The following is a 19,293-nucleotide window of genomic DNA, read 5'->3' on the forward strand; positions in this document are numbered from 1 at the left end:
CTGACATGGCTCCCGCAGCATCGACGTCGCCGCTCTCACCTGGCGGCCTGGCAGCGCCGCACGGGATTCCCGGTCACCTCGTCGATTTTGTCGAGGCTCTGCGACGACGCGGAATCATGGTCGGCCCGTCCGAGACAGTCGACGCCGGTCAGGTCATGTCTGTTCTCGACCTGCTCGATCGTGAAGCGCTTCGTGAAGGGCTGGCATGCTCGCTCCTGCGCAGGCCGACCCACCGGGCGACGTTCGACGCCGTCTTCGACCTGTGGTTCCCCAAGGCGATCGGTGACCGTGCGGTCGGCGACGTCGACGTCACACTGCCGCGCAAGCCAGACGGCTCGATCGACCTGCAGGCATTGCGTGAGCTGATCGCCGAACTGCTGACAGACGGCAGTGACGAGGCGATGGAGATGACCGAACTCCTGACCGCCGCGATGGTCGAGGAACTCGGGCAGTACCAGTCGAGCAACGGCCCGTCGTTCTCCGCCTACCAGGCGCTGCGCGACGTCGCCCCGGAGACGTTGCTCAACAAGATCCTGCAGGGCCTGCTCGGCAACCAGGAGGGTTCCGGGTCAGAGGGCAAGGACAACTCCGACTATCAATCCGAGGTCGCCAAGCGCACGGCAGCGCAGCGCATCGCGGACTTCCGCAAGATGGTCGAGAAGGAAACGCGTCGACGCACAGCCGAGAATTTGGGCAAGGAGCGGGTCGCCACGTACGGCGTTCCGAAACTCGCCGAGGAAGTCGACTTCTTGCGAGCGTCCGATGCCGAACTCACCACGCTGAAGAAGAACGTCGCACCCCTGGCTCGCTTGTTGGCCAGTCGTCTCGCCGTGCGTCGTAGCCGCTCTCGCGCGGGTTCGATCGACCTACGTCGTACGTTGCGCAAGTCCATGTCGACGGGCGGAGTGCCGATCGATCTGGTGCAGCGCAAGCCGAAGCGGGCGCGGCCCGAACTTGTGGTGATGTGCGACGTGTCCGGCTCGGTGGCGGGGTTCAGCCATTTCACTCTGCTGCTCGTGAACGCTTTGCGTGAGCAGTTCTCGCGCGTGCGGGTGTTCGCGTTCATCGACACGACCGACGAGGTCACGCGGTTCTTCGACTCGAACGCAGACCTCGGATCAGCGATGTCACGGATGGTGCGTGAGGCCGAACTGATCACCTACGACGGCCACTCAGACTACGGACACGCCTTCGGAGTGTTCCAGGAGAAGTTCGCGCAGTCGATCACCAGTCGCACGTCGCTACTGGTACTCGGCGACGGTCGCAACAACTACCGCGATCCCAACCTTCAGTCGCTGTCGCAGATGGTGGCAGTAGCCAAGCACGCGCACTGGCTCAACCCCGAGCCGAAGGGGCAATGGGGAACGGGTGACTCCGCGGCGAAGGTCTACAACGAGGTCATCAGCATGCACGAGTGCCGCTCGGCCCAGCAGCTTGCCGACGTCGTGTCCCGTCTGCTGCCGGTCTGACCCGTAAGCTCGACACTCGTGCAGAAGGGACTATCGGTGGAACGTGCTCGACGCCTAGGAGTGATGGGTGGCACCTTCGACCCCATTCACCATGGCCACCTCGTTGCGGCCAGTGAGGTCGCCGACCGGTTCGGACTCGACGAAGTGATCTTCGTCCCCACCGGGCGGCCCTGGCAGAAGCAGGGGAAGGGCGTCAGTCCTGCCGAGGACCGGTACCTCATGACGGTCATCGCCACCGCCTCCAACCCGCGGTTTTCCGTCTCTCGGGTCGACGTCGACCGTGAAAAAGTGACGTACACCGTGGACACGCTGCGAGACCTCCGGGCCTACCACCCTGACGCCGAACTCTTCTTCATCACCGGTGCCGATGCGCTGGCCAGCATCCTTTCCTGGCAAGATTGGGAAGAGTTGTTCGCATTGGCGAAGTTCGTCGGGGTATCGCGACCGGGTTTCGATCTCAATGCAGAGCACCTGGCCGGTCACCTCGACACCATGCCCGCCGACGCGGTCACGTTGATAGAGATTCCGGCACTTGCCATTTCGTCGACCGAATGTCGGCGTCGGGCAAGTGAAGACCGCCCCGTCTGGTACCTGGTGCCGGACGGAGTGGTGCAGTACATCTCGAAGCGGAACCTGTATCGACCTGTCGACGCGGAGCGCCGCGACGGAGCTACAACGATGTCGGAGCCCGCACCGGGGAAGTCGGAAGCCGTCCCGGGCGCCGAATCGAGCTAGCCGAGAACAACAAGTACTTTCTGAAGACGAAACTGGAGAACATCGAGTGAGCGCAAACACCGAAGCCATCGACATGGCACGCATCGCGGCCTTGGCAGCCGACGAGAAGCTGGCCACCGAAGTGGTGGTGCTCGATGTGTCCGAACAGCTGGTCATCACGGACTGCTTCGTCATCGCATCTGCGACGAACGAGCGTCAGGTCAACTCGATTGTCGAGAACATCGAAGACCGTCTCCGCGAAGCGGGACACAAGCCGGTCCGCCGGGAAGGCACCCGCGAGGGCCGCTGGGCACTGCTCGACTACGCCGACATCGTCGTCCACGTCCAGCATGACGAGGAGCGCAACTTCTACGCTCTCGATCGTCTGTGGAAGGACTGCCCGACGGTCGAGGTCGAAGGCCTCGGACAGAACCGTCCCGGCCCCGCCGACGCCAACACGGTGTTCGAGACCGACACGGTTTCCGAGCCGGACGCGCAGGATCCCTCGCTGTGACTTCGTCGGCGCCCAGTGCGGCGTCGAACCCTGTCCGCCGGCTCATCCTGCTGCGTCACGGACAGACCGAATACAACGCCGACTCTCGGATGCAGGGGCAACTCGACACCGACCTGTCGGAGTTGGGACGCACGCAGGCCAAGAGTGCAGGTCCGGTGATCGCCGATCGCAGGCCGTTGACGATCGTGTCCTCGGATCTGCGTCGGGCGTACTTCACGGCCGTCGCTGTCGGTGATGCCGCCGGACTTCCGGTCCTCACCGACACGCGTCTGCGTGAGACACACCTGGGGGAATGGCAGGGCCTGACTCATCATGACGTCGACGAGCGCACTCCCGGTGTGCGATCTGCGTGGCGAGCGGATGCCACGTTGGCGCCGCCCGGCGGCGAAAGCCGAATCGACGTCGCGAATCGCAGCCTCCCCGTAGTTCACGAATTGCTCGACACGCACCCGGACTGGGCCGAGCGGCCCGTGGTTCTGGTGGCGCACGGAGGCTTGATCGCGGCACTGACAGCGGCATTGCTCGACCTACCCATCGATCGCTGGGCCGTCCTCGGCGGATTGGGAAACACCAGTTGGGTGCAACTCAGTGGACATGGTGACGTCAAGTCGATCGAGTGGCGACTCGACGTATGGAATGCTTCTGCGAGTGTCGCAAATGACGTCCTCTGAAAGTGCCGACGGGCAGCGCCCCGTCCTCCTCGTACTCGCGGATTCGCTGTCGTATTTCGGCCCCAAAGGCGGCCTCGCGGCAGATCATCCACGCATCTGGCCCAACATCGTGGCCGACGAACTCGGCTGGGACGTCGAGTTGGTCGCCCGTATCGGATGGACGTGTCGCGACGCGTGGTGGGCACTGACTCAGGATCCTCGTGTGTGGGCGGCGGTGCCGCGGGCCGGCGCCGTCGTGTTCGCGGTCGGCGGGATGGACTCGCTGCCGTCCCCATTGCCTACCGCGCTCCGCGAGACCATCCGCTACGTTCGGCCACCCGCGCTTCGACGCGTGGTGCGCGAGGGTTATCAGTGGCTGCAGCCGCGGCTTGCACCTCTGGGCCGCCCGGTCGCACTTCCGCCCAAGCTGAGCGTCGAGTATCTGGAAAGCTCGCGAAATGCGTTGGAGTACATGCGGCCCGAACTGCCGATGATCGCGACCCTGCCGTCGGTGCACCGCAGTGATGCCTACGCCAGCGTGCATGCCGGACGACCTGCCGCGGTGTCCGCGATCACCGAGTGGGCTACGGAGAAAGACGTTCCCGTAGTCGACCTTGCAGATGCAGTGCGTGACAACGTCTTTTCCGAGAACGGCAATCCTGACGGCATTCACTGGGGTTGGGACGGTCACCTCGGCGTAGCCCGCGCGATGATAGCTGCGATTCGCGGGGTCGAGGCGCAGAAAGTGGTTTCGCCGGAACTGGTAGCACCGCCGAGCGAAGTCGGGTAGCAGAATGCCGGTCGTCGTCGTCACGGATTCCTCCGCCTGCATCCCGCAGGAGTCGGCCGACGCATGTGGCATTCAGGTTGTTCCTCTCCACGTGCTCCGTGACGGCTGCGACTTGCGAGAGGGCGTCGACGCAATGCCGAGCGACCTGTCGGGAGTGACAACGGCCGGAGCGTCGCCCTCCGAGTTGTCCGAAGCGTATGCACGCGCCCTGGACATGAGCGACGGTGACGGCGTTCTCGCCGTTCACATTTCACGCCAACTGTCGGGAACGTGGGAAGCCGGACGAGTCGCGGCCCAGGAGTTCGGTGGCGCCGTCCGCATCGTCGATTCACAGTCCGCCGGTATGGGTTTGGGATATCCCGTCCTCGAAGCTGCACGCTTGGCCGAGAAGGGCGCTTCACTCGAAGAGGCGTACGGCCGGGCGGTCGACGTAGCGAGCCGTGGGCGCTGCTACATCGTCGTCGACAAACTTGATCAATTGCGTAGGGGAGGACGAATCGGAACCGCGGCCGCACTGCTGGGCACTGCATTGGCCATGAAACCGATCCTGCATCTGGTGGACGGCAAGCTGGTGCTCGGCGAGAAAACACGTACCACCACCAAAGCTCTTGCGCGCTTGGTGGATTCGGCAGTCGAACGCGCCGGTCTCGGTCGTGTGGCGATAGCCGTGCATCACATGCGCGCGCGAGAGCGTGCGGACGGGATAGCCGAACAGTTGGCCGAGCGCATTCCCGATGTAGCGGAATCCGTCGTCACCGACTTCAGTGCGGTTATCGGAGCGCACGTCGGTGTCGGCGCGATCGGTGTTGTGGTGTGCCCGTTGCCGGAGATCGACACGAGCGCCTGATCGTTTCTCCACAATCCGCGAGTTCTCCACAGATACAAATTGTTCGTCGTTGGCGGCGAGGTCTCTCGTTAGCGTCCAGTCATGAGGATCAGCGAGGAGCGCGAGCGGGCGCGTGATCGCCTCGCGGCGATGGACGGCAACTACCGGCGGCGACACGAGGACGTCGACGAATTCGAGGATTCAGGGTCTTTCGAGAGGTCCCCCGAGTGGCTTCGGGACTTCGACGAGGACGACTACGACGCTCAGCCCGACTCGTCACGGTTCGACCGATTGCCCGAACACTGGCGCGGTACACGTTGGCGCCCGAGTCGGTCGGCGACCTGGGTGTTGGCGATCGTTGCAGTTCTGGCCACGGGAATCGGCTTGTTCGCCGTGTGGTGGGATTCTCCGAGCATGCAGGCGGTCCCACCGTTGCCCTCGCCCCAGAATGTCACGGAGAAGAATGTGACTGCCGGCGATGGTGAATCAGCCAGTCCTGTACCGACCGGCGTCGTGGCAGAGCAGCCGCCCGAGGCTGTGGTGGTCAGTGTCGTCGGGCTCGTGCGCACGCCTGGGCTTGTCAATCTTCATTCGGGCTCGCGCATCGCCGACGCGCTTGCTGCGGCAGGTGGCGTGCTCGACGGTGCGGAGACGGTGGGCCTGAATCTGGCTCAGAAACTTGTCGACGGCGATCAGATCGTGGTTGGTGCGGCCGATCAGTCCGGTGGTGTTTCTTCGAGTACCACTGCAGGAGGGACCAGCCCCGCAGCTACGGGGGAATCCGGCGGGGCTGGGCTGGTGAACCTCAATATCGCCACCGAGGCCGAACTGGACGAGCTTCCCGGGGTAGGGCCGGTAACGGCTGCGGCGATCATCTCCTGGCGCACATCCAACGGAAAATTCACGGACATAGAACAATTGGGGGAAGTCGACGGGATCGGCCCGGCAAGGTTGGCCAAATTGCGAGTGCTGGTGTCGGTGTGAACGAACCGGAAGCCTCGCCGGTCCTCGACGCTCGACTGCTTCTGTCGGCGGTCGCGGTGTGGGGGAGCAGTGCGGTGGGGATCCTGTTCGGCCCGGTCGCCGCGTGGGTACTGGCGGTGGCGTGTGCGGTTCCAGCGGCACTCCTCACTTACGTGGTTGTGCGCCGGACATCAGCGGGGTGGGTACGAATCATGTTGGTTGCATTGCTGTTCGGTGCCGGGTGTAGTGCCGTCGGCGGGTGGCGGGCGTCCGAGGCGGAGAGGCACCCACTGACCCGAGCTTCTCTCGAGGGAGCTTGGGTGAGTGTCGAAGTGGAACCCTCGGAGGATCCGCACGCGGTCTCCGGCGCGGTGGGTCAAGGTCAGGTCGTCTTCAGGGCAACCGTCAATTCGGTGACTGCCCAGAACCGCAGGTACTCCGGAGGCGGCTTGGTCACCATCCGGGCGCCCAGTTCGTCGTGGCTCGAAGTTGTTCCAGGGCAGAGCCTCACGGTTCGTGGCCGGGCGAGTCAGCCATGGCGTAGCGATTCCACGCTCGCCGTGATCACGTCCGAAGGGCCTCCCGTCGCGGTGGGAGAAGTGCCCTGGTATCAGCGATGGGCGAGTGTGGTGCGCATTCGTTTCGCGGCTGCGTGCTCGGCTGCACTCCCGCCGGATCAGGCGGGTCTGCTGCCTGGCCTCGTCGTCGGAGACACGTCGGCGCTGTCGCCGGTGGTGAAGGACAACTTCACCGTTGCCGGACTTTCCCATCTCACCGCGGTGTCCGGCGCCAACATCAGCATTCTGCTCGGGGCCGTTCTGCTGTTGGTCAGAGCCGCGGCGCTCAGTCCGCGGGTCGGCGCCGCTTTGGCGGCGGTAGCCCTCGTTGCCTTTGTTGTCGTCGCGAGGCCGTCGCCGAGTGTTCTGCGCGCCTCGGTGATGGGCTTGGTAGGCCTGCTCAGTCTGGTCACTGGTCGGCGCAAACAGGCGCTGCCTGCTCTTGCTGCCGCCGTCATCGTTCTGGTTGTCGTGATGCCCGAGCTGGCCGTCGACTGGGGGTTTGCGCTGTCGACTACTGCCACGGGCGCGCTGGTGATCATTGCGCCGGTGTGGGTGGACGTGCTTCGCCGAAGAGGCTGGCCCCGTTGGTTTTCGGAGATGACAGCTGTCTCGGGTGCTGCGTTTGTCGTGACTGCACCGTTGGTGGGCGCCATGGCGGGAACCTTCAGCGTAGTCACGATTGCCGCGAACATGGCGGTGGCGCCCGTGATCGGAATCATCACGGTGTTCGGTGCGGTGATTGCCTTGTGTGCGCTGATCTGTCCACCGATCGCGGTGTTCGTCGCGCCATTGGTGCGGCCGCCGATGGGGTGGCTGCTGTGCGTGTCCGAACGGGCGGCGGCGCTTCCCGGAGCGTCGGTGGTAGTGCCGTCAGGACTCATAGGTGCCCTCGTCGTCGTGGGAGTCCTACTGGCCGCGGCCCTGACGCTGTGGAATCGGATTTCGAGATGGGTGCTCGGCGTTCTTGTTCTGGGAGTTGTTCTGGCCCTGATCTTTCAACACGTGTTCGGGGGTGGCCGTTTTGCTCCGGGGTGGGCGCTGGTGATGTGCGACGTCGGTCAGGGGGACGGTCTTGTGCTCTCGACTGGAGACGGCAGGGTAATCGTGATCGATGTCGGTCCTGATCCCACGTCGATGGATCGTTGCCTGAACATGTTGGACGTCAACGACATCGCGTTGCTGATGATCAGTCATTTTCATGCCGATCACATCGGTGGATTGGAAGCAGTCCTGAGTGGGCGTTCGGTCGCTGCGATCGGAGTCGGGTCGATGTTGTTGCCGGAGTCAGGTTTTCGAGCGGTGAAGGATACCGCCGACTCGCAGGCCGTTCCGGTTGTCCCGTTGCTCGCAGGTATGGAGTTGACGCTGGGATCGGTGAACGTGGAGGTTCTCGGTCCGTTGGTTCCAGCTCCCCGCGATTCCGTCGATGCCGCAGATGCAGCCAACGATCAGTCGCTGGTGGTGATGGCGCACACGGGCGCGGGTCGAATTCTGTTGACGGGCGACGCCGAAGTTGCGGGGGAGGAGGCCATCCTCCGATCGGGAACGGACGTGAAGGCCGATGTGTTGAAGCTGCCCCATCACGGTTCTCGGACCACGTCGTCGGCATTTCTGGAAGCGGTGCGTCCGAGGTTGACGATGATCAGCGTCGGCGTCGGCAACAGTTTCGGGCACCCGAATGCGGAGGTTCTCGATGAACTGGATTCATTGGGCGGGGCGGTGGTTCGGACCGACGTCGACGGCACCGTCGCTGTGTACGGCGGGGGCGGCGGGTCTGTGTCGATCGTGTCGGTTCCTCGTGGGACCATCTTCGGGTGAGTAATCCGTCTGGAGTCGATCCGCTGCATCTTGTTCTCGGGGACGACGAGTTCCTGATCGACCGCACGGTATCGCAGCTCATCAGAGCCGTCCGCGGTGACCGCGGCCAGGGTATTTCGGATCTCCCGGTGACCAAGATGCGCGCGGGCGACACCAATGCTCCCGAGTTGGCCGAGTTGCTCAGCCCTTCTCTTTTTGCCGAAGACCGTGTGATCGTCTTGGAATCGGCTGCAGAAGCAGGCAAAGATGCCGTAGCGCTTGTCCTGGAGGCTGCACGCGAGCCGGCAGAAGGTGTGGTTCTGATCGTCGTGCACTCGGGCGGCGGTCGCGCGAAAGCGTTGGCGCCGGCCCTCGAGAAGCTCGGCGCGACGGTTCACAACTGCGGAAAACTGAACAAGAGTCAGCTTGTCGACTTCGTCCGGGGTGAGTTTCGGACCGCAGACGTCAGGGTTGCGCCAGATGCGATCGCCGCGATGATCGAAAGCGTCGGCTCCAACCTCCGCGAACTAGCGTCGGCCTGCTCGCAATTGGCGGCAGATACGGGCGGCAAGATCGACGTCGATGCGGTCCACAAGTATTACTCGGGCAAGGCCGAGGTTTCCGGATTCGACGTGGCCGACAAAGTCATCGTCGGCGATACCCGGGGTGCGCTCGAGGCGCTCCGATGGGCAGATCAGATCGGAACAGCCCATGTTCTGCTCGCGGATGCCCTCGCTGACGCAGTCCACACCATCGCGAAGGTCGGCCCGTTTGCACGGGGCGGTGACCCGTTCCGGTTGGCGTCGGATCTCGGAATGCCGCCGTGGAAGGTCAAGAAGGCGATCAAGGAGGTCGGCGGCTGGGATCCCACGTCGATCGGCGCTGCGATGCAGATCGTCGCCGCCCTCAATGCCGACGTGAAGGGTGCCGCAGTCGACTCGTCCTTCGCCCTGGAGATGGCAGTGCGGAAAGTGTGCGCGTTGCGGAAGAACTGAGTACAACGTGGCCTACTGCGCGTCCGGCCAGAAGTAGTCCGACGACAGTGGCGGCCGTGGCCTCACCCGCCCGGTAGTCGAGGCGTTTCACGCAGGCTTGCTCCAACTGAGTATGCGGAATGGCCTGAGGCCGTGTCGTTGGTTCACCTGTTCTGATGTCGGTCACCCGTAGTGAGTCGTGCGACACCGGATTCACCACACTGCCGCAGACAATGGTTTCTTGGCCGATGCTGTCCACCGGCACCTTCACGGTGGTGAGTAGCGCTCGTCCAACGGCGAGAAACGCCAGAATCGCAACGAGTGAACACATCACGCCGAAGAAGATCCGGAATTCGCTACGTTGCCTGCGCTTACACCATCCGTAGCTTGCGGCACCTCCGACGACTGCAACCGTCAATGATTCCCACCAACGAGGGATTCCCAGGGTGGCCACTACGCCGAAAGCGACGACCGCCCAGAAGACAGTCGTGAATAACCAGCTGCGAGGGCGCTTCCCGTGCCCGTTGATCGCCATCATCAGATGGTTGCAGCCCGCTCCACATATTCGCTGCAAGACATGGATGGCGGGTCTTCGCACTGACCCGATTGAATACGCAAAATAGCCGCCTGGTCTTTCGACCTGGCGGCTATCGAGACGAACCAGTGTGACGGCGAACCGTCACAGTGGAAACGTCAGAGCTTGTTGGCAGCCTGCGAGAGTGCAGACTTCTTGTTGGCAGCCTGGTTGGCGTGAATGACGCCCTTGCTGGCTGCCTTGTCGAGCTTGCGGCTGGTGGAGACGAGGAGCTCGTTGGCCTTGTCCTTGTCACCGGCTGCCGCAGCCTCGCGGAACGAACGGATCGCGGTACGCAGCGAGGACTTCACCGACTGGTTACGGAGTCGGGCCGCCTCGTTGGTACGGATTCGCTTCACCTGGGACTTGATGTTGGCCACGCGTAAAATCCTTGTCGTCTTTAGCTGGTTACGGTCGAGAAAGCTGTGGGCGCACTGATGCACCGACTGGCAAGATTACCAGCCGAGGGCCCAAGAACCCAAACCGTCGCACGTTGCGTCTGTCGAGAAGGGTACACCGAGCGCCCGATTGCTCGCCGCGCTGCCGAATAGCCCCACTTGTAGCAGCATGTTGCCCTATGACGCCGTCGCCTTCGAAAAGTTCGAGTAAAACAGGTTCGACCACCACCCGAGCGCGTCCTGCCGCAGTGTTCGACGGATATTCAGACATCGGTCGCTACGAGTTGGCTTTCGACGAGATGTTCGAGCCCGACGGCTCGGTGCGTGGTCCGTACAAGGGTGTGTACAAAGCCCTGGCGCCGACGAGCAGCGCCGACCTCGCCGCGCGTGCCGACGCACTCGGACGCGCATTCATCGACCAAGGTGTGACGTTTTCGCTGTCCGGGCAGGAACGACCCTTCCCGTTGGATCTGGTGCCACGCGTCATCGCCGCCCAGGAGTGGTCGCGGCTGGAAAAGGGCATCAAACAGCGGGTGAAGGCGCTCGAGTTGTTTCTCGCGGACATCTACGGCGAGCAGCGAATCCTGCGCGATCACGTGTTGCCGCGCCGCCTGGTCACCTCGTGCGAGCACTTCCACCGTGAAGCGGCAGGCATCGTGCCGCCCAACGGTGTGCGAATTCACGTCGCGGGTATCGACCTGGTCCGAGACGAGGCTGGAGAGTTCCGAGTTCTCGAGGACAATCTGCGATCTCCGTCCGGTGTCTCCTATGTGATGGAAAACCGTCGCACCATGACTCGGGTGTTCCCGGATCTGTTCATGTCCCACAAGGTGCGGGCGGTCGGTGATTACGCAACACACCTGCTGAGGGCGCTGCGTGCGGGTGCTGCACTCAACGAAGCGGACCCGACAGTGGTTGTTCTCACACCGGGTATCGCCAATTCCGCCTATTTCGAGCATTCGTTGCTCGCTCGTCAGATGGGTGTGGAACTCGTCGAAGGTCGCGACCTGTTCTGCCGCGACAACATGGTGTACATGCGCACTACGGAAGGCGAGCGCCAGGTCGACGTCATCTATCGCCGCATCGACGACGAGTATCTCGACCCGATGCACTTCCGTCCGGATTCGATTCTCGGCGTCGCAGGCCTACTGAATGCGGCGCGGGCGGGCAACGTGGTGATCTCGAGCGCCGTCGGCAACGGAGTCGGTGACGACAAACTCGTCTATACCTACGTTCCGCAGATCATCGACTACTACCTCGGTGAGAAGCCGCTCTTGCAGAACGTCGACACGTTCCGCTGTTGGTTGGACGAGGAGTGCGAGCAAGTCCTCGACCGCGTCGCCGAACTGGTCATCAAGCCGGTGGAAGGGTCCGGCGGCTACGGAATCGTCTTCGGACCCGACGCGAGCCCCAAGGAACTGGCCGCGATCACCCGCAAGATCAAGGCAGACCCGCGCGGGTGGATTGCGCAGCCACTCGTGCAGTTGTCCACGGTGCCGACCAAGATCGACGATGTTCTCTCGCCGCGCCACGTGGACTTGCGGCCCTTTGCCGTCAACGACGGTGAGGACGTGTGGGTGTTGCCCGGCGGCCTGACCCGGGTGGCACTTCCGGAAGGTTCGCTGGTGGTCAACTCCAGCCAGGGCGGCGGAAGCAAGGACACGTGGGTGCTTGCGAGTCGCACCTCTGACGAAGACCCAGAGTTGTCAGGCGAGGAACTGGTGTCCGAGCCCCCGGAATCCGCGGAGCCGGTGCAGGGTCCCGAACTGAGCACCTCGCAGCAACAACAGCAGCAGCAACAGTGAACACCTCGGAAGTGCCCAGCTACCAAGAACTATCAGTGAACGGAGCGTGGTGACCGATGCTTGCTCGCAACGCAGAGTCCCTCTACTGGATCGGCCGCTACGTCGAGCGCGCCGACGACACTGCTCGGATCCTCGACGTCGCCGTCCATCAATTGCTCGACGACGCCACCGTCGACCCGGACCGCACGTCGCGTCTGCTCCTGCGTGTCCTCGGCATCGAGGCGCCGGAGGGCAAGCTCGACGTGCGCTCGCTCACCGATCTGGTTGCGTTCAGCCGCAACCAGGTTGGTTCGATCGTGGACTCGCTGGCAAGTGCTCGTGAGAATGCTCGCGGGGCGCGTGAGGTCACGTCGAGTGAGATGTGGGAGTGCCTGAACACCACGTACAACGGACTGGCCGAGCGTGAACGTGCCTCACGCAGGCTGGGGCCACACGAGTTCTTCCGCTATGTGGAGGAACGCGCAGCGATGTTCGCGGGCCTGGCGGATTCCACGCTCAGTCGCGACGACGGCTATCGGTTCCTTCTGCTGGGCAGGTCGATCGAACGTGTCGACATGATCGTGCGGATGCTTCTGGCGCGCGCCGGTGACCGCCCGTCGTCGCCGGCATGGGTCAGCGTTCTTCGCTCGGCGGGCGCACATGACACGTATCTGCGTACGTATCGCGGAGCACTCGACGCCAATCGCGTCGTCGAGTTCATCTTGTTGGACAGGCTCTTTCCGCGCTCGGTGTTCCACTCGATCAGGCAGGCCGAGAAGTGCCTGCAGGAGCTCGACCCGCAGCCGGGCAGTCGCGTCGGAATCCGGGCGGAGGCGCCGCGGCTTCTGGGCCGCGCACGCAGCGAACTCGAGTTCCTGCCGCAGGGCGTGTTGCTCGAGGATCTGCAGGGACGGTTGCTCGGTTGGCAGGAGACCTGCCGCGAACTGGGTGAGGCAATTGCATTGCAGTACTTCCACGCTGCGCCGTGGGTCGCGTGGACGGATGCCGGCGCCGCGTATGCGGAGTCGACGGTGGAGGGAGAGCTGTGAGCTGGCGGATGAGGGTCGTGCACACCACGGGATATGCGTACGACGCCCCGGTGACGTCGTCGTACAACGAAGCGCGATTGACACCTCGCGGCGACACCAGGCAGACGGTGATACTCACGCGCGTCGAAACCCAGCCGGCAACGCGTTCCTACCGATACACCGATTACTGGGGCACCGCGGTGACCGCCTTCGACTTGCACGCCCCGCATACGGAACTCGAAGTGACCGGACTGTCGGTGGTGGAGACCGAACCGTTCGTTCAGCCCGAGGAAACCGTCGACTGGGATGAATTGTCGGGAAACGCGATTAAAGATCGATTCAACGAACAACTGAGTTTCACGAGATATGTTCCGCGTGATCGTAAGCTGGCGACAATTGCCAAGGAATTGCGCAAAGATAAATCACCTGAAGATGCAGTAGTGGCTGCGTCGCAATGGGTTTACGGCGAAATGTCATATGTGCCGGGTACGACCGGAGTGCATACGTCGGCGGTCGAGGCGTGGTCGGCACGGAAAGGCGTCTGCCAGGACTATGCGCATCTGACCTTGGTATTGCTTCGAACGATGGGGATACCGTGTCGATACGTTTCCGGCTATCTCCACCCCAAACGTGATGCGGCAGTCGGGGACACGGTGGTCGGCGAATCGCACGCGTGGATCGAGGCGTGGACCGGCGCGTGGTGGGGATACGACCCGACCAATGCGATAGCTGTGAATGAACAGCATGTCTCGGTCGGAATAGGAAGGGACTATTCGGATGTGCCGCCTTTGAAGGGAATCTTTTCCGGTGGACGTTCCACAGATCTCGAAGTTGTTGTGGAGATCACCAGGCTTGCGTAAAGTCCGGCAAATCTAGGCGCGTGAGCATTACTACCGTTCGATGAGAAGAAGGTGGGAATATGTCTCCAACTGCACAGGAATTGACTGAGATCGAACCGATCTCGGATGTGAAGAAGTATGCGGCCGAAGCGGTGGGAACATTTGTGCTCGTGTTCTCCGCAGTCGGAACTGCCGTCTTTGCAGGTGCGAAAGTCGGCAACCTCGGAGTTGCCTTCGCATTCGGCCTGACCCTGCTGTTCCTCGTATATGCGATCGGCCCGATTTCCGGTTGCCACGTCAACCCAGCCGTGACTCTCGGCCAATTCGTGATCGGGCGAATCTCAGCCGTCAATGCGGCGATTTACGTTGTCGCGCAAGTGATCGGCGGCTTGGTCGCAGGCGTCGTGATCTACACGGTGGCCAACAGTCTCCCGGCGTACAACCGTGCTGCTGACGGTTTGGGTGCAAACGGTTGGGGCGCACACAGTCCGTCTGCCGAGAAGAATCTTCTCGGAAATGTGGTTTCCGACGGCTACGGCATCGGTGCCGCCATGATCATCGAGATCCTGCTGACAGCACTGCTGGTATTCGTCGTTCTCGCGTCGACCGACCAGATCTCCGACGTGCCGCTCGCCGGGGTGTCCATCGGCTTCACGCTGGCCGTCATTCACCTGATCTCGATCCCGATCGACAACACCTCCGTCAACCCCGCTCGAAGCCTCGCTGTCGCACCGTTCCAGGACGGTGCATTAGGTCAAGTGTGGTTGTTCATCGTGTTCCCGCTCATCGGCGGTGCGCTCGGTGCACTCATCTATCGAGCACTCTTCGGACGGTTCAACCGTCTGGACAGCTGATCGACACTGTTTCCATCGTCCGGGTCGGCTTCAGCTCCAGCTGAAGTCGGCCCGAAGTTTTGCCGCGACCGCGTCGAACTTTTTGTGATCCATGACGGCGCCCTCGCGCCGGATCCCGCTCTCGGGAACGTCGAGCACCCGGTCGAGCCGGACCCAGCTGGGCCTTCCCTCTCCGTCCCATGGACCCGAACCGATTGCGAGCCAATCGCGCTCACCCTGGCGTTTACTCTGCGAAGACAACATCAGGCCGATCAGCGTGTCGCCGTCGCGGCCGACAACCAGCACCGGGCGGTCTTTGCCCTGGGTCGGATCCTCCTCGTAGGCAACCCAGGTCCAGACGATTTCGCCCGGATCGGCCTTGCCGTCGAGGTCGGGGGAGTACTCGACCTTGCGGGCGCGATGTGCGGTCGGAGACGTTCGCGCGGCGATCGGGCGGCCGGACGGACCCGGCTTCGAGGCAGACGACTGGGACGTGGACGACTGCAACTGGCGCAGCAACGCGGGCCCCTTCTCCACCGCGAGGGCGCCGAGGGTTCTGCCGATCTGCTTCCACATGCTTGCCATAGCGTTCGAGCATAATCACCCGCCCGTGGGAACCCCTGGTACGGCGGCGCCGAGACTTGGATATCCTGAGGGTTGACAGTGGCCCGGATCCGGGCCGGTGCCGGTCCGACTAAGGGGTCTCCCATCAGCAGCTTCGCCGACAAGACGTTCACGGATCCTGCGCGGATCCGGAACTTCTGCATCATCGCGCACATCGACCACGGTAAGTCGACGCTGGCAGATCGCATGCTTCAGCTCACCGGTGTGGTCGAAGAGCGGGCGATGCGTGCGCAGTACCTGGACCGCATGGACATCGAGCGTGAACGCGGCATCACCATCAAGGCTCAGAACGTTCGTCTGCCCTGGACCGTCGACGGCGAAGAGTTCGTCCTCCACCTCATCGACACTCCCGGCCACGTCGACTTCACGTACGAGGTCTCCCGTGCGCTCGAAGCATGCGAGGGCGCAATTCTGCTGGTCGATGCTGCTCAGGGCATCGAAGCTCAGACGCTGGCGAACCTCTACCTGGCGATGGAGAAGGATCTCAAGATCATTCCCGTCCTCAACAAGATCGACCTCCCGGCCGCGGATCCCGACCGCTATGCCGAAGAGATCGCGCACATCACGGGCTGCGAGCCCGGTGATGTCCTGCGCGTCTCGGGTAAGACCGGTATGGGCGTCAAGGAACTGCTCGACGAGGTGATCAAGCAGGTACCTGCGCCTGTCGGCGATGCTGACGGTCCCGCCCGCGCGATGATCTTCGACTCCGTCTACGACGCCTACCGCGGCGTGGTCACTTACGTGCGTGTGGTCGACGGTCGGATCCGTCCCCGCGAGAAGATCACGATGATGTCCACGGGCACTACACACGAACTGCTCGAGGTCGGCATCATTTCCCCCGAGCCGAAGGCCAGTATCGGTCTGGGCGTCGGCGAGGTGGGCTACCTCATCACCGGTGTGAAGGATGTCCGTCAGTCGCGCGTCGGTGACACCGTCACCACCACCCGCAACGGCGCGACCGAACCGCTGGTCGGCTACCGCGATCCCAAGCCGATGGTCTACTCGGGCCTCTACCCGATGGACGGCTCGGACTACCCCGTGCTGCGCGATGCCCTCGACAAGCTCCGTCTCAACGACGCGGCCCTGGCGTATGAACCCGAGACGTCGGTTGCCCTCGGATTCGGCTTCCGCTGCGGCTTCCTCGGCCTGCTCCACATGGAGATCACCCGCGACCGCCTCGAGCGTGAGTTCGGCCTCGAACTGATTTCCACCGCGCCCAACGTCGTCTACCGCGTCGTGATGGAGGACGGGGCCGAGGTCATCGTCACCAACCCGTCGTACTGGCCGGAAGGCAAGGTTCGCGAGGTCTACGAGCCCGTCGCCAAGTGCACCGTCATCGCCCCGAGTGAGTACGTCGGCGCCATCATGGAGCTGTGCCAGTCCCGTCGCGGTGAGCTCGGCGGCATGGACTACCTCTCCGAGACTCGCGTCGAACTGCGCTACGAACTGCCCATGGGCGAGATCATGTTCGACTTCTTCGACGCCCTCAAGTCCCGCACCAAGGGTTATGCCAGCCTCGATTACGAGGAGGCCGGTGAGCAGCAGGCCGATCTGGTGAAGGTCGACATCCTGCTGCAGGGCGAGGCCGTCGACGCGTTCTCCTCGATCGTGCACCGTTCCAACGCCGGCGCTTACGGCGGACGCATGACGTCGAAGCTTCGTGAGCTGATTCCTCGCCAGCAGTTCGAGGTTCCGATCCAGGCCGCGATCGGCGCGAAGATCATCTCGCGCGAAAACATTCGCGCAATCCGCAAGGACGTTCTCGCCAAGTGCTACGGCGGCGACATCAGCCGTAAGCGCAAGCTGCTCGAGAAGCAGAAGGAAGGCAAGAAGCGCATGAAGACCATCGGTCGCGTCGAGGTGCCGCAGGAAGCATTCGTGGCGGCCTTGACGTCGGAATCGGTCGGCGAGAAGCCCAAGAAGTAGGAGCGCATGGTCACCACCTGGTTGTCCCGAGAGTTCGGAATCGAAATCCCGGTTCTCGGGGCGCCCATGGGTGGTCGCGCGGGCGGCGCGCTCGCCGGAGCTGTTTCGGCGGCCGGCGGGTTGGGGCTGCTCGGCGCGGCTCGGTACAACACACCGGAGTGGATCGAGGCCGAAGCCGAGGTGGCCCGCTCGATCGGCGGAAAGTTCGGCGTCGGCCTGATGACGTGGTCGCTGCCCGAGAACGAGTTGATGCTCGACGCCGCGATTGCCGTCGAGCCGACCATGATCACCTTGTCGTTCGGTGATCCCGCCTCGTATGTCGGACGAATCCACGATGCGGGCATTCCCGTTGTGTCACAGATCAATACGCTCGAAGACCTTCGCATTGTCGAGGCCGCGGGTGTCGACGGCGTGATCGCGCAAGGCGGTGAGGCAGGCGGTCACACGGGCCGAATCGGAACCTTGCCGCTGCTGCAGGAGATCCTCGAAACGACATCACTTCCGGTACTGGCGGCCGGCGGAATCGGGACCGGCCGCGGTTTGGCCGCAGTCCTGGCGGCCGGCGGGGAAGGCGTGATGATCGGAACGGCGCTGCTCGCCAGCCCGGAGACGGTCGGGCCGGACTATGCCCGCGAGCGCGTCGTCGAAGCCGGAAGTGCCGACACGATTTACACCTCGGTGTTCGACCGAGCGCGCAGTCAACCGTGGCCGCAGCGGTGGGGTGGCCGCGCGGTGGCCAACGAGTTCACCGCCGCCTGGCACGGAGTCGACGCCGATGAGGAAATGCTGGCAAAGGCGTACGACCCCTCGGATCCCCACAGCGGAGTCGTCTACGCCGGAGAAGCTGTCGGACTCGTACACGGAACCCATCCGGCCGGCGACGTGGTTCGACGCATCGGCGCCGATGCGGAGCGTCTGCTCTCTCGTTTCGCCTGAAAGCAAGGTCGGACACAGCCGGGTCCCATATGAGAAGGTAAGCCTCTGCTAACTAGTGGAGGAGTATTTTCGTGCGTGCGATGAAGTTTTCGGCGGTGGCTCTCTTGGGAGCGCTGGTCGTAGGTATCAGCGGATGTTCGTCCTCGGACGCCGACGAGATCGCGGGCGGTCGGGTCACCACGATCGACCACAAGTTCGGCGCCACCACGATCACCGGGACGCCGACGCGCATCGTCGCGGCCGACACCCAGTGGCTCGACGCTCTGCTCGAACTCGGAATCCAGCCGGTGGGGTACCTGGCTGCCGGCCCGATGGGCGACGAGCGTGGTCTGTTCCCGTGGGAGAGTGGCGTGGACGCGTCGGCGAAGGAACTCGATCGCTCGGCGATCCAGCAGTTCGGTGTCCCGCTCAAAGCTGAAGAAATTGCAGCCTTGGATCCCGATCTGATTCTCGGCGGGTTCTCCGTCGCCGATCAGAACGATTTCGACCAGTTGAGCAAGATCGCTCCGACAATTGCCGGTCTGTCCGACGTCCAGGTCGATCCGTGGCAGGACCAGGTGGAGATTCTCGGCCGGGTTCTCGACAAGGAGTCGCGAGCCGACGAGATCGTCGAGGCGACAAACGGGCAGATCGATGCGCTCGCACAGCGGTTGCCGGGGCTGAAGGGTAAGACCGCTCTTTTGTCGCAGTACGTCTTCCCGACGTCGCAGTTGGTGATCGTCGCTGATCCCAAGGACGGTGCTTCGGGACTGTTCACGCGTCTGGGAATGTCGTTGCCGCCCAAGCTGGTCGACGAGGCCGGTGTGACCGGTGGCCGGCTGATACTCAGCCCGGAACGGGTCGACGCTCTCAGCGCCGACGTCGTGGTGCTGCTGCCCAACGGCGGGTCGCTCGACGACATGATGAAGCTGCCGGGGTTTGCCGACCTGCCTGCAGTCAAGGGTGGCGGATTGGCCATCGTCGACTATCCGACTGTCGCCGGGTTGAACACTCCGTCGTCGCTGTCGCTGAAGTACTCGCTCGAATCGATCACGCCGCAGCTCGAAGCGGTGGCCGGCTAGACCTGCTGTGCGCCTTTATTAACCGCGGGCGGT

18 protein-coding genes are annotated in these 19,293 nt (G+C 63.4%); 16 read left to right on the forward strand and 2 right to left on the reverse strand.

The annotated features are described in order from the left end of the window. Window positions 1–5: 5 nt before the first annotated feature. The 9 genes from ASU23_RS31245 (at window position 6) to holA (ending at window position 9,278) form a co-directional block, all read left to right on the forward strand. On the forward strand, window positions 6–1,469 hold the full coding sequence (locus ASU23_RS31245) for a VWA domain-containing protein (RefSeq protein WP_007731020.1): 1,464 nt from the start codon (window positions 6–8) through the stop codon (window positions 1,467–1,469). 18 nt (window positions 1,470–1,487) lie between these two features. Then, the gene (gene nadD, locus ASU23_RS31250; protein WP_003944462.1) at window positions 1,488–2,204 is read left to right on the forward strand and encodes a nicotinate-nucleotide adenylyltransferase; all 717 of its coding nucleotides are present in this window, start codon (window positions 1,488–1,490) and stop codon (window positions 2,202–2,204) included. Between the two features lie 46 nt (window positions 2,205–2,250). Beyond that, window positions 2,251–2,697, forward strand: coding sequence for a ribosome silencing factor (rsfS, locus tag ASU23_RS31255; RefSeq protein WP_003944502.1), 447 nt, complete (start codon window positions 2,251–2,253; stop codon window positions 2,695–2,697). Further along, on the forward strand, window positions 2,694–3,368 hold the full coding sequence (locus ASU23_RS31260) for a histidine phosphatase family protein (protein ID WP_058039398.1): 675 nt from the start codon (window positions 2,694–2,696) through the stop codon (window positions 3,366–3,368). The genes rsfS and ASU23_RS31260 overlap by 4 nt, the downstream gene beginning before the upstream one ends. Further along, window positions 3,355–4,137, forward strand: coding sequence for a diglucosylglycerate octanoyltransferase (octT, locus tag ASU23_RS31265; RefSeq protein WP_042924057.1), 783 nt, complete (start codon window positions 3,355–3,357; stop codon window positions 4,135–4,137). The genes ASU23_RS31260 and octT overlap by 14 nt, the downstream gene beginning before the upstream one ends. 4 nt (window positions 4,138–4,141) lie before the next feature. After that, the gene (locus ASU23_RS31270) at window positions 4,142–4,984 is read left to right on the forward strand and encodes a DegV family protein (protein ID WP_058039399.1); all 843 of its coding nucleotides are present in this window, start codon (window positions 4,142–4,144) and stop codon (window positions 4,982–4,984) included. A gap of 81 nt (window positions 4,985–5,065) precedes the next feature. Then, window positions 5,066–5,947, forward strand: a complete 882-nt coding sequence (locus ASU23_RS31275) for a ComEA family DNA-binding protein (RefSeq protein ID WP_058039400.1) — start codon at window positions 5,066–5,068, stop codon at window positions 5,945–5,947. Further along, window positions 5,944–8,304 carry a ComEC/Rec2 family competence protein gene (locus tag ASU23_RS31280; RefSeq protein WP_058039401.1) on the forward strand — a complete coding sequence of 787 codons (2,361 nt, stop codon included), beginning with the start codon at window positions 5,944–5,946 and terminating at the stop codon, window positions 8,302–8,304. Before ASU23_RS31275 ends, ASU23_RS31280 begins: the two co-directional genes overlap by 4 nt. Then, window positions 8,301–9,278 (forward strand): DNA polymerase III subunit delta, encoded by a 978-nt coding sequence (gene holA / locus ASU23_RS31285; RefSeq protein ID WP_003944476.1) that lies wholly within the window; start codon window positions 8,301–8,303, stop codon window positions 9,276–9,278. The genes ASU23_RS31280 and holA overlap by 4 nt, the downstream gene beginning before the upstream one ends. A 672-nt stretch (window positions 9,279–9,950) precedes the next feature. Here the strand turns inward: holA and rpsT are convergent. Next, entirely contained in the window at window positions 9,951–10,211 is a 261-nt protein-coding gene (gene rpsT / locus ASU23_RS31290) for a 30S ribosomal protein S20 (RefSeq protein ID WP_003944567.1), read from the reverse strand. Between the two features lie 197 nt (window positions 10,212–10,408). Between rpsT and ASU23_RS31295 the strand changes: the two genes are divergently transcribed. Genes ASU23_RS31295 through ASU23_RS31310 form a run of 4 tightly spaced genes read left to right on the forward strand, consistent with a single transcriptional unit; the run spans window position 10,409 to window position 14,734 of the window. Further along, on the forward strand, window positions 10,409–12,034 hold the full coding sequence (locus ASU23_RS31295) for a circularly permuted type 2 ATP-grasp protein (protein ID WP_047270788.1): 1,626 nt from the start codon (window positions 10,409–10,411) through the stop codon (window positions 12,032–12,034). Between the two features lie 56 nt (window positions 12,035–12,090). After that, on the forward strand, window positions 12,091–13,062 hold the full coding sequence (locus tag ASU23_RS31300) for an alpha-E domain-containing protein (RefSeq protein WP_003944483.1): 972 nt from the start codon (window positions 12,091–12,093) through the stop codon (window positions 13,060–13,062). 8 nt (window positions 13,063–13,070) lie between these two features. Next, window positions 13,071–13,901, forward strand: coding sequence for a transglutaminase family protein (locus ASU23_RS31305; protein WP_007731033.1), 831 nt, complete (start codon window positions 13,071–13,073; stop codon window positions 13,899–13,901). A 59-nt stretch (window positions 13,902–13,960) separates the two neighbouring features. Next, complete coding sequence (locus tag ASU23_RS31310; RefSeq protein WP_058039402.1) at window positions 13,961–14,734, forward strand: aquaporin; 774 nt, start codon at window positions 13,961–13,963, stop codon at window positions 14,732–14,734. 30 nt (window positions 14,735–14,764) lie between these two features. Here ASU23_RS31310 and ASU23_RS31315 read toward each other — a convergent pair whose 3' ends face one another. Further along, window positions 14,765–15,298: a type II toxin-antitoxin system PemK/MazF family toxin gene (locus ASU23_RS31315; protein ID WP_058039403.1), complete on the reverse strand. Its 534-nt coding sequence runs from the start codon at window positions 15,296–15,298 to the stop codon at window positions 14,765–14,767. Window positions 15,299–15,370: 72 nt separating this feature from the next. On the opposite strand from ASU23_RS31315, the gene lepA reads away from it, so the two are divergent. The 3 genes from lepA (at window position 15,371) to ASU23_RS31330 (ending at window position 19,260) form a co-directional block, all read left to right on the forward strand. Next, on the forward strand, window positions 15,371–17,263 hold the full coding sequence (lepA, locus tag ASU23_RS31320; protein ID WP_058039404.1) for a translation elongation factor 4: 1,893 nt from the start codon (window positions 15,371–15,373) through the stop codon (window positions 17,261–17,263). 6 nt (window positions 17,264–17,269) lie between these two features. Continuing rightward, the gene (locus tag ASU23_RS31325; RefSeq protein WP_047270792.1) at window positions 17,270–18,199 is read left to right on the forward strand and encodes a nitronate monooxygenase family protein; all 930 of its coding nucleotides are present in this window, start codon (window positions 17,270–17,272) and stop codon (window positions 18,197–18,199) included. Window positions 18,200–18,279: 80 nt separating this feature from the next. Next, the gene (locus ASU23_RS31330; protein WP_231783562.1) at window positions 18,280–19,260 is read left to right on the forward strand and encodes an ABC transporter substrate-binding protein; all 981 of its coding nucleotides are present in this window, start codon (window positions 18,280–18,282) and stop codon (window positions 19,258–19,260) included. Window positions 19,261–19,293 lie beyond the last annotated feature (33 nt).

The sequence above is a fragment of the Rhodococcus sp. KB6 genome (assembly GCF_001445685.1).
Taxonomy (GTDB): Bacteria; Actinomycetota; Actinomycetes; order Mycobacteriales; family Mycobacteriaceae; genus Rhodococcus_F; species Rhodococcus_F qingshengii.